Consider the following 12236-nt stretch of genomic DNA (forward strand, 5'->3'; position numbering starts at 1 on the left):
CAGGGCCGCTCTAGTGACTTGCGTCACAGGCCGCACACCGGTCTGAGGGGGTCGCCCCGGCGGACGTGAAGTCTGCACCCGGCGCCGGGCCTGGCTGGCCGAAGAATCGCGGCCAACCCCACCCAGCCCCGCGCCCCGATGAAACGCACCCTCGCTCTGCTCGCCCTGTTCGCTTCCAGCGCGACCACCCTCGCCGCACCGGCGCCCGCCGGCAACCTGCTCGTCAACGGCGGCTTCGAAAGCACGGTGGTGGGCAATGGCAGTTGGGTCAATGTCGCGTCGACCGCGGGCTGGACTTGGCTGGCTGGCCCGGGCACTGGTTTCGAGATCCGCAACAACGTCGCCGGCGCCGCCCAGGAAGGCCGCAACTACATCGAGCTGGACACGACGGGCAATTCGCTGATCGGCCAGTATCTGGACAACCTCAGCAGCGGCGCCAGCTACGACCTCAGCTTCTGGTATGCGCCCCGCCAGAACGTGGCAGCGTCGAGCAATGGCATGCAGGTGTTCTGGAACGGCAATGCGCTCGGCGCCACCCTCACCGGGCTGGGCGGCAGCCAGAACGACTGGACCCAGCATCAGTACCGCGTGACAGCCCAGGGCGGCCGCAACCTGTTGAGCTTCGCGTCGGTCGGCACCAGCGACAGCCTCGGCGCCAACCTCGACGATGTCCGCCTGAACCGCATCCCCGAGCCCGGCACGCTGGCCTTGACGCTGGCGGCCCTGGCCGGCGCCTTCCTGCTGCCGCGCACGCTGCGCCGCCGCGCCGAAATGCGCCGAGCTGTCGCCCTGGCGAGCACGCTGGATCGCGCGGCTCAGCGCTAGATCGCCAGCGGGTCGACGTCGACGGCCCAGCGCAGCACCGGCTTGTGGTCGCGCTTGAGCGCGATCAGCTCGGGCACCCAGACCCGCAGGAAGGCCTGCAGCCGCGCGCGCTGCGTGGCTTCTACTAGCATCTGCATGCGCTCCACGTCGGCCACGCGCGCCACGGCGTGCGGCACCGGCGGGTAAACGAGCACGCCCTCGTCCTGCGCCAGCTCGGCCGCGGCCGTCAAGAAGGCCTTGGCCGCTTCCGCGGTGCGTGCCTCGGCGCGCAGCAGCGCCAAGTGCGAAAACGGCGGTAGGCTGGCCGAGCGGCGCTCTTCAAGCTGGGTCCTGGCGAAGCGCTCGTAGTCGTGCCGCGCCAGCGCCTGGTAGAGCGCATGGTCGCGGTGCCAGGTCTGCACCCACATCTCGGCCGGCGTCGCGCCCTCCGCGTCACGTTCGGCGTCGCGCCCGGCACGACCACCGGCCTGCATCAGCAGCGCGAACAGGCGCTCGGGCGCGCGGAAGTCGCTGCTGAAGAGGGCCCCGTCCGGGTTCACCGCGGCGACGAAGCGGATGCGGCGGAAGTCGTGGCCCTTGGTGATCATCTGCGTGCCGACGAGGATGTCCACATCGCCATCGTGCACGGCCTTGAGCTGCGCCTCCAGCTCACCCTTGCGGCGCGTGGAATCGGCGTCGATGCGCAGCACGCGCGCACCGGGCAGGGCCTCGGTCAGCTGCTCCTCCAGCTTCTCGGTGCCGCGGCCAATGGGCGCGATGTCCGGGTTGCCGCAGTTGGGGCAGGCGCGGGGCACGCGCTCGGTGAAGCCGCAGTGATGGCAACGCAGTGTGCGGTCGCGCTTGTGGAAGACACGCCAGGCGCTGCAGTGCGGGCAGTCGCTTTTCCATTGGCATTCACCGCAGTGCAGCACCGGCGCATAGCCGCGGCGGTTCAGGAAGACGAGGCTTTGCTCCCCGCGGTCCAGGCGCTCCTTCAGCGCAGCCAGCAGCGGTGCGGTCAGCGCGGTGGTGACGCCGGCGCTTGGCGGCAAGGCCTTCATGTCGAAGAGGCGCACCCGAGGCAGCGCGCCGCCACCGATGCGGGCGGCCAGTGTCAGGCGCTCATAACGGCCGGACTCGGCGTGCTGCCAGCTCTCCAGCGACGGCGTGGCCGAGCCGAGCACAACGGGGATCTTCATATCGAAACCCCGCCACACCGCCAGGTCGCGCGCCGAGTAGCGGGCGCCGTCCTGCTGCTTGTAGGAGGGGTCATGCTCCTCGTCGACAACGATCAGCCCCAGCTGCGGCATTGAAGCGAACACGGCCAGCCGCGTGCCCAGCACCAAGCGCGCTCGGCCGAGGTGGGCGGCCAGCCAGTGCTGCAGGCGCTGGGCGGGCGTCAGCCCGCTGTGCAGCGACACGATGGCCAGCGGCTGCGGCAGCAGCGCGGCGAAGCGCTCGGTGAAGCGGGCCTCCAACTGCGGTGTTAGGTTGATCTCGGGCACCAGCACCAGTACCTGGCGGCCAGCGGCGAGTGCCGCCTCGGCGGCGCGCAGATAGACCTCGGTCTTGCCGCTGCCGGTCACGCCGAAGAGCAGCAGTGGTTTCGGCGTCGGCGCGTCGATCTGGGCGGCAATGCGCTCGACGGCCAAGGCCTGCTCGGGCGCCAGCTCGGGCAGCACCGGCGTGGGCGCGACCGTCTTGGCCGGCTTCTTGTCCAGCTTGCGCAGCCGCGCCGCCAGCTGAGCGGGGGACAGCTCGCGCAGCTGGGGCGGCAGCACGGCGCTGGCCAACTCGCCCACGCTGCGTTGGTAATAGCCGGCGGCGAAATCAAGCAGCCGGCACCAGTCCGCGCCCAGCGGCGGCAGGGTGTCGAAAACTGCGGCGACGGGCCGCAAAACCAGGTCCGGCGCAGGCGTGCCCTCGCCCGGCCACACCACCCCCAGAAGTTCGCGCCTGCCCAGCGGCACGCGCACCAGACAGCCCGGTGCGAGCGCCTGCTCACTGGCGTAATCAAGCGGGTCGGCCAGGCCGCTGTGCTGGGGCGCGTCGACGGCGACACGTACCGTGGCGGAGGGCTGCCGCTCAACCATGCGCAGCTCCACGCTTCTTATGAAGCGATGGCTCAGCAAGCGGCTGCAAGTGCATGATTTAAAAGGCGCTTGGGTTGCCCACAATTTCTGTGGATAAGTTTGTGAGCAAATCCGCCCCGGAGGACCGATAGAGCGCGTCCACTGGCCGAACCGCCCCAAATGCGTTCAACGCCACGTTCTAGGTGTCACGTTGAAAATCAAGCACTTAGCACGAATTCGGGAAAACTCTTAGGTGCATTGCACCAAGGCCTTCACGCGCTGCACGCATCCCGATATTTGGGGATAAGTCATCGGACTGGTGCAGATTTGAGAGCCTCGTCAGAGCATCGCGCGCAGCCTGCGGGAATGGCTGTGGACCTCGTCCACCAGGGCCGTCACGCTCTCCGGCGGCGTGAACTGGCTGATACCGTGGCCGAGGTTGAAGATGTGGCCGCTGCCCGGCGTCGGCTTGCCGAAGCTGTCCAGCACCTTGCGGGCCTCGGCACGCACGTTCTCGGGCGGCGCGAACAGCACATTCGGGTCGAGGTTGCCCTGCAGCGCGACGCGGTGGCCGACGCGCTCGCGCGCCTTGCCGAGGTTCATCGTCCAGTCGAGCCCGACGACATCGGCACCGGCATCGGCGATCTCGTCCAGCCACAGGCCGCCACCCTTGGTGAAGAGGATGCGCGGGATGCGCACGCCGTCGTGCTCGGTCTTCACCTGGCTCAAGACCTGACGCGAATAGGCGAGGCTGAATGCCTGGAAGGCGCCGTCGGCCAGCACGCCGCCCCACGAGTCGAACAGCATGACGGCCTGGGCGCCGGCTTCGATCTGCGCATTCAGGTAGGCGGCGACCGAGCGGGCATTGATGTCCAGCATGCGGTGCATCAGGTCGGGGCGCGCATACATCAGGCTCTTGACCTGGCGGTAATCGTCGGAGCCACCGCCTTCGACCATGTAGCAGGCCAGCGTCCACGGGCTGCCCGAGAAGCCGATCAGCGGCACCCGGCCCTTCAGCGCGTGGCGGATGGATGTCACCGCGTCGAAGACATAGCGCAGCTTGTCCATGTCCGGCACTTCGAGCGCCGCGACGGCAGCTTCGTCGCGCACGACCTTCGCAAACTTCGGCCCCTCGCCTTGCTGGAAGGTCAGGCCCAGGCCCATCGCGTCGGGCACGGTCAGGATGTCACTGAAAAGGATGGCCGCGTCCAGCGGATAGCGCTCCAGCGGCTGCAGCGTGACTTCGGTGGCGTAGTCGCGATTGGTGGCCAGGCCCATGAAGCTGCCCGCCTTCTCGCGCGTGGCGCGGTACTCCGGCAGGTAGCGGCCGGCTTGGCGCATCAGCCAGATCGGCGTGTGGTCGGTGGGCTGGCGCAGGCAGGCGCGCAGGAAGTTGTCGTTCTGAAGCGGGGCAAGCATGAGCGAAATTATCCTCGCTGGAGTCGGCGGCGAAGGTTGCCAGCGGGAGCGCGGGTTGCCAGCGGGAGCGCGGTTTGCCCCTGCGGGGTTCACCTTGTTGCCGTGAGGCCCTTCCATGATCAGATTCCTTGTCACCCTGGCCGCTGTGCTCAGCCTGTCCGGCTGCGGCTACAACCAGTTCCAGTCGCTGGACGAGCAGGCCAACGCCGCCTGGAGCGAGGTGTTGAGCCAGTACCAGCGCCGGGCCGACCTGATTCCCAACATCGTCAACACGGTCAAAGGCGAGGCGAACTTCGAGCAGGAGACGCTGACGCGCGTCATCGAGGCACGCGCCCGCGCCACGAGCGTGCAGGCCACGCCCGAACTGGTCAACGATGCCGAAGCCTTGAAAAAATTCCAGGCGGCGCAGGGCGAGCTGAGCAGCGCGCTGTCGCGCCTGCTGGTCGTCACCGAGAACTATCCCAACCTGAAAGCCAACCAGGGCTTCCAGGACCTGCGCGTGCAGCTTGAGGGCACCGAGAACCGCATCACCGTGGCGCGCAACCGCTACATCCAGGCGGTGGCGGCCTACAACGTGCACACGCGCAGCTTCCCCAACAACCTGACGGCGATGGTGTTCGGCTACGACCCCAAGCCCAACTTCACCGTGCAGAACGAGGCGGCCATCACGACGGCCCCGACCGTCGACTTCGGCACGGCCCAGCCCACGGCGCCCGCGGCGTCCAGGTGAGCGCGCGATGCGCTGGCTGACGGCCTTGCTGCTGCTGATGGCGGCAGCCTTTGCGCACGGCCAGGACGTGCAACCGGTGCCGCCGCTGAGCGCCCGCGTGATCGACCAGACCGGCACGCTGGACGCCGTGCAGCGCGAGGCGCTGGAGGCCCAGCTGGCCGCCTACGAACAGGCGTCCGGCCCGCAGATCGCCGTGCTGATGGTCGCCACCACGGCGCCCGAGGACATTGCCGCGTATGCCCAGCGCGTGGCCGACCAATGGAAGATCGGCCGCCGCGCCGTCGGCGACGGGCTGCTGATCGTCGTCGCCAAGGACGATCGCAAGATGCGCATCGAGGTGGCCAAGGCGCTGGAAGGCGCGGTCCCCGACCTGGCGGCGCGGCAGATCATCGATGCGGCGATGAAACCCGCCTTCCAGGCCGGTGACTACGCCGGCGGACTGAAGGCGGCCATCGAGCGCTTGCAGGCCCGCATCGCCGGTGAAGGCCTGCCGGCGCCCGACCAGGCGCCGCATCCTCGCGGTGGCGACGAAGGCTTCGGCTTCCAGGACCTCGGGCTGCTCTTCTTCATCGGCGTGCCGGTCGTCGGCATGCTGCTGACCGGCCTGCTCGGCCGCAAGCTTGGCAGCGTCGCGACCGCCGGCGCGGCGGGTGCGGCCGGCTGGGCGTTCAGCGGCGGCCTCGTCATGGCCGGCGTCGCCGCGGTCGGGGCGCTGGTCCTGGTCGGCCTCCTCGGCATTGGCTCGGCCCGGCGCTCGACACGTGCCACGCGCCGCCACGGCGGCGTGTTCATCCCGCCCGTCATCTTCGGCGGCGGCGGTGGGTTCGGTGGCGGCGGAGGTTTTGGCGGCGGCGGCGGCTTCTCGTCCGGCGGCGGTGGCGACTTCGGCGGCGGCGGCGCCTCGGGAGACTGGTGATGGCGCGTCTGTCCTTGAAGCGCTTCATGCGCCACCGCATGTGGGACGAAGACGACGCCCGCCGCGTGCTGCCTGCCGAGGCTTTGGCGCGGCTGCAGCAGCGCGTGGCCGAAAGCGAGATGCGCCACACCGGCGAGATCCGCGTCTGCGTCGAGGCGAGCCTGCCGCTGAGCTATCTGTGGCGCGACGCCGATGCGCGCGAGCGGGCGATCACCATGTTCGCCAAGTTGCGCGTGTGGGACACCGAACTCAACAACGGTGTGCTGATCTACCTGCTGCTGGCGGACCACCGCATCGAGATCGTGGCCGACCGCGCGCTGGCACGGCGTGTCGAGCCGGGCCACTGGCAGAAGCTGGTCGAGACGATGGGGGCGGCTTTTCGCGCCGGCCATTTCGAGCAGGGCTTGGGCGATGCGATCAGCGCGGTGGATGCGATGCTGGTGACGCACTTCCCACGCGATGCGAGCAGCGCCGCGCCGCGGCCCAACGAACTGCCCGACGCACCCTTGCTCGGTTGAGCGGCGGCTAAGCCAGGGTCAGGCTCTGCCGCCCCACCCAGCTCTCGCCCGGCTGCAGCTCGATGGGGCGGCCGATGCAGGCCGCCTCCACACAGAGCATTTCCGACCAGCCGTCGGCCGGCATGTCGGCCAGCCTGGCGCAGCGTTCGGGCCCGGGGTTCCAGATCACCGCATCCTCGAAGCCCTGTTGCCGGATGACCACCTGGCGGCGGTCCTCGGTCACCAGCAGCGGCCGCTCCTTCACGCCAAAGTAGATGCGGTCCAGGTCCAGCACGCCTTTCTCACCGGTCAACAGCAGGTCCATGCGCTGCAGCACCTCGGCCTGCTTGATGCTGTCGAAATACCGCAGCCCGGCCAGGCCCTCGGCGCTGACGGCGTCCAGGTCGGCCACGCGCAGATAGGTGTGCAGCGCGGCGGTGAAGTGCAGCGGTGCGTCTTGCGGCTGGCCCAGGTGCTCGCAGGCCAGTTCAATATCGAGCGTGTGGCCGCCGACGCGCACGCTCAGCTCCAGCTCGAAGGCATGCGGCCACAGCTTGCGCGTCTCGTCGTTATCGCGCAGGCGCAGCACGGCCAACGCGTCGTCCTTGCCCTGCTCGCTGCTCACCAACTCCCACGGCAGCGTGCGCGCAAAGCCATGCTTGGGCAGCGGCCCGCGCTCGGCGAACTGCGGAAAGCAGACCGGCACGCCACCACGGATGGCCTTGCCGGGGGTGAACTCGCTGCGGGGGGACAGGTAGAGCTGCTCGGGGGCGCCGGCGGGTTGCCAGGACAGCAGGTGGCCGCCGTGGAGGCTCAAAGCGGCGCGAGCACCGTCGGGGGCCACAAGCTCGATGCGCATGGTCAGGGCTTTCCGTAGCTGGGCGAGCGCGGACCGTAGAGCAAGCCATTCGGTCGACCGGCCGCCAGCAGCCGCTGGCTGGCCAACCCTGCCATGGGGTGGCTGCGGTCCGTCGTCGACGCGATGATCTGCTCGACAACCGCCTGCACGAGCAGGCCGATGAGCCCTGCTTGGCTGCTGTTCTGCTGCTCGGCGCTTGACGCGGTGGCACTGCCTTCCCACAGCAGCCGATCATTGCGCAGGTCGATCAGCTTGGCCTCTAGCGTGACGGCGGTTTCGCTATTGAGCACTTTGTAGACCGAGCCGTAGCGCGTGACCTTCACATAAAGCCCCGCGTCCGCGCCAAAAATCTCGCGGAGTTTGGCCGGTGGGATCTGTTGCACGTCATCCGGCGTGTGCATGCCGTTGCTCTTGAAAGTCTCATCGACCAGCGAAACAGGCATCACGTAATAGCCCGACTCAGCCAGCGGTTGCACCATCTGCACCATCACGCTGGGTGTGGCTTGCACTTCGGGCGTACCGTTGACGGGCGGCAACACCAGGATGGAGACCGGCTTGGCCTCTTTGTATGCGGTGTAGTCGTAGGGCTTGGGGGGGGTAGCACAACCTTGAAGCGCGAGCAGCGCCATGGCACCGCCAACCGCCGCGGCCCAGCGGCGCACCGCGCGAAATATCGTGTTCATTCTTTCTCCCTCAGGTCTTGGGCTGGCTGGCCGCCGGAGCCGGGGCCCCTGCACCAGCACTCGGCTTGCCGGACTTCAGCAGGAAGTCGATATAAGCGGCCGACTCCGGAAACTGTGCGCGCTCTGCCTCAAGATGGCTCCGTGCGGCAGCGTCGTCGCCCATCTTCGAATGCAACAAGCCGAGGTGGGCGCGCATGCCGGGCGGCGTGGCCACCCCACCGGCTTGGTTCTTTGCGACTTGAGCTTCAAGAGCCGCGATCTGAGTACCAGGGTCGCTGCCATTGGACTTCAGGTACTGGTAGACGGCCCCCTGGTAGCCATCCCACTGGTACAACGGTTTGGGGCCTGGCTGAGCGCAACCCACCAGCACTATCAAAGAAGCGACAAGAGGAAGTCGTTTCATCGGCGCGGCCCTCACCGTGCCGGCTTCCACGCGCCGCCATCGATGCCCGCGGTCAGCGCATTGACCGCCCCACGGATGGCGAGGTCGAGGACCTTGCCATTCAAGGTGGCGTCATAGCTCGCAGTGCTGCCAAAGCCCAACACTTCTCGCTCGGAGAGGCTGTATTCGCCTGCGCCTTGCACCGAATAAACAACCTCTGAGGTCGTCGAATTGACGATGTTCAGCGTGACCTTGGCATAGGCCACTTGCGTCTTGCCGCGACCCAGCACGCCGAACAGCTGCTTGTCACCAACATCCTTGCGGCCGAATTCGCTGACAGCGCCCGTTACCAGGTAATCGGCGGCCTTGATGGTCTGTGCGCTGCCCTTGAACTGGGCCTCTTGCTTGGACTCTTCGAGGTTGTCGCGGTCCAACACGCTGAAACGGTTGGTCTGCTGCAGATGCGAGACCAAGATGGTTTTGCTCTGTGCGCCTAAGCGATCAATACCGTCAGAGAAGATGCCACGTTGATAGTTGCTGCGATTGTCAAACTTGCCAACGGCAATTGGCGCACGAGGCCCCTGGTAGGCAGGCGCTGTTGCCGCCGCAACCTTGGGCACCTCAAGTGATCGCGATTGCTCCGTCGTCGCGCAGCCCGCGAGGGCGGCTGCTAGTGTGACGGCAAGAATGCCGCGGCCAGAAGTTGTCAGTTTTTTCATGTGCTCTCCCTAATTTAGCGGCCGGAGTTTAGCCACGCTGGCGACGCTGGCCGGCCACATTGAGATGCTGCCATTGCTGGCTGCTTGATCTCAGGCTGCGAACTCCGCCCGCACCAGCAGAAAGTCGTCGTCCAACTCGACGCGCTCGGCCCGCTGCCGCAGCTGAGCAAACGCTTGCTCAGGCACGCTGCCGAGCGTGGGCGGCAGGCAGGCCAGCAGGGCTTCGAAGTCGTCCAGCTCCAGCCGGCGCCCGCTGCGGTCGATGAACTCGAACGCGCCTTTGTTGAAGATGTGCAGGCGGCTGCCGGGAGGGACGCTCAGGCTCTCTTCGACGAACGCCGTGCCGGGCAGCAGGCCGATGGGCGGATTGAGGGCATCGAGACGCTGCATCTCACCATCAGGCACACGCAACAAAGCCGGGTGCTGGCCGGCGCAGGCATGGCTGAGCCGGCGGGTGGCGGGGTCGTAGACGGCGGCCCAGGCGGTGAAGAAAAGCCCGGCGTTGTCGCTCTCGCGCCAGCGCGCATGCAACAGACCGAAGAGTTCGGCAGGGCCACTGACGTCATGGACGGCGCGCAGCTCCCGCAGCACGCGGACGGCATGTTGGGCGGCATGCAGATGCAGACTACAGACGTCGATGAGGAGCAGGCCGACGCGCTCCCCGGGCAAGGCCAGCGTGGCGAATCCGGCACCGCGGGGCGGCTCGGCCGGGCGGTAGCAGTGGTCGAGGCGAAGCGGGCCTTGCAGATCCTGATCTTGGCCCTGCGCCGGCAACCACGCGGTGACGCTGGTTGCGCGCCCGGTGTCTTCCTGTGCAACTTGAGCGCCCGGCTCCGCCGGCTCGAAGTCATGGCGGAACAGGTGCTGGCCCACGGCCAGCAGGCTGCCCGGCGCGAGATAGGCGCTGCCCGTGATGCGGCGGCTGTTGATGAAGCTGCCGTTGGTGGACTTGAGGTCGGTGACCCTGAGCGCCGGACGATCCGCGTCGACCTGCACGCGGCAATGGAGACCCGACACCTGCAGTTCGGGCAGCACGAGGTCCGCGGCGGTGCGGCGCCCGATCACCAGGGGCTTGTCTAACAGCGGAATGCGTCTTCCTGGCTCGTGGCCCGTGACGACGACCAAGCTGTGCCGGCCACAAGCACCGAGCGCGGCCGGGGCCGCGCTCGATTGGGATGTGCCGAGCGCCTGCTCGTCCATCGCTGTGCGCGAGGCCGCGCCTTACTTCTTGCGGAACTTGCGCAGCGCAGCGACCTGGGCCGCCAGCGTCAGCAGTTCGTTCTGGATGGCCGCCTGGTCGAGTTCGCTCTTGGCGTTCTTGAGCGCTTCCTCGGCCTGCTTCTTCGCCTCGACGGCCTTGGCCTCGTCGAGGTCCTTGCCGCGGATCGCGGTGTCGGCCAGCACGGTCACGCGATTCGGCTGCACTTCGAGAATGCCGCCGGCGACGAAGACGAATTCTTCGGTGCCGTCAGGCCGCTCGATGCGCACGGCGCCCGGCTTGATGCGAGTGATCAGCGGCGTGTGTTTCGGCAGGATGCCGAGCTCGCCACTCTCGCCCGGCAGGGCGACGAACTTGGCCTCGCCCGAGAAGATCTGCTCTTCGGCGGAGACCACGTCGACGTGGAGGGTTGCCATGTTCAATCTTCCTTAGCTAACCATTGAAGAAGTCCTGTGAGAGACGGGACGCCGAAACGTCCCGGTCATCCTCACTGGATCTTCTTGGCCTTCTCGAAAGCTTCGTCGATGGTTCCCACCATGTAGAAAGCTTGCTCGGGCAGGTGGTCGCACTCGCCGGCCACGATCATCTTGAAGCCGCGGATGGTTTCCTTCAGCGGCACGTACTTGCCGGGCGAGCCGGTGAAGACTTCGGCGACGTGGAAGGGCTGCGACAGGAAGCGCTGGATCTTGCGGGCGCGGGCCACCGACAGCTTGTCTTCCGGCGACAGTTCGTCCATGCCCAGGATGGCGATGATGTCGCGCAGTTCCTTGTAGCGCTGCAGCACCTGCTGCACGGCGCGCGTCGTCGAGTAGTGCTCTTCGCCGACGACGTTGGGGTCGATCTGGCGGCTGGTCGAGTCCAGCGGGTCCACGGCGGGGTAGATGCCCAGCGAAGCGATGTCGCGCGACAGCACGACGGTGGCGTCCAGGTGGGCGAAGGTCGTGGCGGGCGACGGGTCGGTCAAGTCGTCCGCAGGGACGTAGACGGCCTGGATGGACGTGATCGAGCCGACCTTGGTCGACGTGATGCGCTCCTGCAGGCGGCCCATTTCCTCGGCCAGCGTCGGCTGGTAGCCCACGGCGGAAGGCATGCGACCCAGCAGTGCGGACACTTCCGTGCCGGCCAGCGTGTAGCGGTAGATGTTGTCCACGAAGAACAGCACGTCCTTGCCTTCGTCGCGGAAGGACTCGGCGATCGTCAGGCCGGTCAGCGCGACGCGCAGACGGTTGCCCGGGGGTTCGTTCATCTGGCCGTAGACCATGGCGACCTTGGAGTCTTCCAGCTTGTCCTGGACCACGACGCCCGAGTCCGACATCTCGTGATAGAAGTCGTTGCCCTCACGGGTGCGCTCACCCACGCCGGCAAACACGGACAAGCCGCTGTGCGCCTTGGCGATGTTGTTGATGAGCTCCATCATGTTGACGGTCTTGCCGACGCCGGCGCCACCGAACAGACCCACCTTGCCGCCCTTGGCGAACGGGCAGATCAGGTCGATCACCTTGATGCCGGTTTCGAGCAGGTCCTGCGACGGGCTCAGCTCGTCGTAGGCAGGAGCGGCGCGGTGGATGGAGGCGGTCAGGTCGGAAGCGACCGGGCCGCGCTCGTCGATAGGGTTGCCCAGCACGTCCATGATGCGGCCGAGGGTCGCCTTGCCGACCGGCACCTGGATGGTGTCGCCGGTGTTGTAGACCTCGGTGCCGCGGCGCAGGCCGTCGGAGGAGCCCAGCGCGATGGTGCGGACGACGCCGTCGCCCAGCTGCTGCTGGACTTCCAGCGTCAGGGCCGAGCCTTCCATCTTAAGCGCGTCGTACACCTTGGGCATGCGGTCGCGCGGAAATTCCACGTCGACGACGGCGCCAATGCACTGAACGATCTTGCCGACTGCTGCTTGCGTGTTAGCCATTTTTGCGTTCCTTCAATTCAATTCTTTGCGTGC

The 12236-nt window shown here is 67.4% G+C and carries 13 protein-coding genes; 4 read left to right on the plus strand and 9 right to left on the minus strand.

What is annotated here, in order from left to right:
- Positions 1-138 precede the first annotated feature (138 nt).
- Positions 139-825, plus strand: coding sequence for a hypothetical protein (locus ASC81_RS10645; RefSeq protein WP_056266344.1), 687 nt, complete (start codon positions 139-141; stop codon positions 823-825).
- Here the strand turns inward: ASC81_RS10645 and ASC81_RS10650 are convergent.
- Positions 822-2897 carry a primosomal protein N' gene (locus ASC81_RS10650; RefSeq protein WP_056267487.1) on the minus strand — a complete coding sequence of 692 codons (2076 nt, stop codon included), beginning with the start codon at positions 2895-2897 and terminating at the stop codon, positions 822-824. The two genes, ASC81_RS10645 and ASC81_RS10650, sit on opposite strands and share 4 nt — an antisense overlap.
- 318 nt (positions 2898-3215) lie before the next feature.
- The gene (gene hemE, locus ASC81_RS10655; protein WP_056266349.1) at positions 3216-4295 is read right to left on the minus strand and encodes a uroporphyrinogen decarboxylase; all 1080 of its coding nucleotides are present in this window, start codon (positions 4293-4295) and stop codon (positions 3216-3218) included.
- A 115-nt stretch (positions 4296-4410) separates the two neighbouring features.
- Here hemE and ASC81_RS10660 point away from each other — a divergent pair, with 115 nt between their 5' ends.
- From ASC81_RS10660 to ASC81_RS10670, 3 genes are read left to right on the plus strand one after another with little or no spacing between them, the layout of a single operon-like run.
- A complete protein-coding gene (locus ASC81_RS10660; RefSeq protein ID WP_056266352.1) occupies positions 4411-5025 on the plus strand; it encodes a LemA family protein in 615 nt (204 codons plus the stop codon).
- A gap of 7 nt (positions 5026-5032) precedes the next feature.
- Positions 5033-5941: a YgcG family protein gene (locus tag ASC81_RS10665; RefSeq protein WP_056266357.1), complete on the plus strand. Its 909-nt coding sequence runs from the start codon at positions 5033-5035 to the stop codon at positions 5939-5941.
- On the plus strand, positions 5941-6459 hold the full coding sequence (locus ASC81_RS10670) for a TPM domain-containing protein (RefSeq protein WP_056266360.1): 519 nt from the start codon (positions 5941-5943) through the stop codon (positions 6457-6459). Before ASC81_RS10665 ends, ASC81_RS10670 begins: the two co-directional genes overlap by 1 nt.
- A 7-nt stretch (positions 6460-6466) precedes the next feature.
- Here the strand turns inward: ASC81_RS10670 and ASC81_RS10675 are convergent, their stop codons facing one another.
- The 7 genes from ASC81_RS10675 to atpD all read right to left on the minus strand — a co-directional run bounded on the left by ASC81_RS10675 (position 6467) and on the right by atpD (position 12203).
- Entirely contained in the window at positions 6467-7297 is an 831-nt protein-coding gene (locus ASC81_RS10675) for a D-hexose-6-phosphate mutarotase (protein WP_056266363.1), read from the minus strand.
- Between the two features lie 2 nt (positions 7298-7299).
- Entirely contained in the window at positions 7300-7980 is a 681-nt protein-coding gene (locus tag ASC81_RS10680; protein WP_056266367.1) for a DUF799 domain-containing protein, read from the minus strand.
- A 10-nt stretch (positions 7981-7990) separates the two neighbouring features.
- Positions 7991-8383 carry a DUF4810 domain-containing protein gene (locus ASC81_RS10685; RefSeq protein WP_056267491.1) on the minus strand — a complete coding sequence of 131 codons (393 nt, stop codon included), beginning with the start codon at positions 8381-8383 and terminating at the stop codon, positions 7991-7993.
- An 11-nt stretch (positions 8384-8394) separates the two neighbouring features.
- Positions 8395-9081 carry a CsgG/HfaB family protein gene (locus ASC81_RS10690; protein ID WP_056266370.1) on the minus strand — a complete coding sequence of 229 codons (687 nt, stop codon included), beginning with the start codon at positions 9079-9081 and terminating at the stop codon, positions 8395-8397.
- Positions 9082-9171: 90 nt separating this feature from the next.
- Positions 9172-10281 carry a SpoIIE family protein phosphatase gene (locus tag ASC81_RS10695; RefSeq protein WP_082536433.1) on the minus strand — a complete coding sequence of 370 codons (1110 nt, stop codon included), beginning with the start codon at positions 10279-10281 and terminating at the stop codon, positions 9172-9174.
- 21 nt (positions 10282-10302) lie between these two features.
- Positions 10303-10716 (minus strand): F0F1 ATP synthase subunit epsilon, encoded by a 414-nt coding sequence (locus ASC81_RS10700; RefSeq protein ID WP_056266377.1) that lies wholly within the window; start codon positions 10714-10716, stop codon positions 10303-10305.
- 71 nt (positions 10717-10787) lie between these two features.
- The gene (gene atpD, locus ASC81_RS10705) at positions 10788-12203 is read right to left on the minus strand and encodes a F0F1 ATP synthase subunit beta (RefSeq protein WP_056266379.1); all 1416 of its coding nucleotides are present in this window, start codon (positions 12201-12203) and stop codon (positions 10788-10790) included.
- Between the last annotated feature and the right edge of the window lie 33 nt (positions 12204-12236).

This window comes from Pelomonas sp. Root405 (assembly GCF_001425165.1).
In the GTDB taxonomy this organism is placed as follows: Bacteria; Pseudomonadota; Gammaproteobacteria; order Burkholderiales; family Burkholderiaceae_C; genus Pelomonas.

Coding starts and splice junctions, on each gene's coding strand:
- ASC81_RS10645 (WP_056266344.1), top strand. CDS start 139: ATGAAACGCACCCTCGCTCTGCTCGCCCTGTTCGCTTCCAGCGCGACC.
- ASC81_RS10650 (WP_056267487.1), bottom strand. CDS start 2,897: ATGGTTGAGCGGCAGCCCTCCGCCACGGTACGTGTCGCCGTCGACGCG.
- hemE (WP_056266349.1), bottom strand. CDS start 4,295: ATGCTTGCCCCGCTTCAGAACGACAACTTCCTGCGCGCCTGCCTGCGC.
- ASC81_RS10660 (WP_056266352.1), top strand. CDS start 4,411: ATGATCAGATTCCTTGTCACCCTGGCCGCTGTGCTCAGCCTGTCCGGC.
- ASC81_RS10665 (WP_056266357.1), top strand. CDS start 5,033: ATGCGCTGGCTGACGGCCTTGCTGCTGCTGATGGCGGCAGCCTTTGCG.
- ASC81_RS10670 (WP_056266360.1), top strand. CDS start 5,941: ATGGCGCGTCTGTCCTTGAAGCGCTTCATGCGCCACCGCATGTGGGAC.
- ASC81_RS10675 (WP_056266363.1), bottom strand. CDS start 7,297: ATGCGCATCGAGCTTGTGGCCCCCGACGGTGCTCGCGCCGCTTTGAGC.
- ASC81_RS10680 (WP_056266367.1), bottom strand. CDS start 7,980: ATGAACACGATATTTCGCGCGGTGCGCCGCTGGGCCGCGGCGGTTGGC.
- ASC81_RS10685 (WP_056267491.1), bottom strand. CDS start 8,383: ATGAAACGACTTCCTCTTGTCGCTTCTTTGATAGTGCTGGTGGGTTGC.
- ASC81_RS10690 (WP_056266370.1), bottom strand. CDS start 9,081: ATGAAAAAACTGACAACTTCTGGCCGCGGCATTCTTGCCGTCACACTA.
- ASC81_RS10695 (WP_082536433.1), bottom strand. CDS start 10,281: ATGGACGAGCAGGCGCTCGGCACATCCCAATCGAGCGCGGCCCCGGCC.
- ASC81_RS10700 (WP_056266377.1), bottom strand. CDS start 10,716: ATGGCAACCCTCCACGTCGACGTGGTCTCCGCCGAAGAGCAGATCTTC.
- atpD (WP_056266379.1), bottom strand. CDS start 12,203: ATGGCTAACACGCAAGCAGCAGTCGGCAAGATCGTTCAGTGCATTGGC.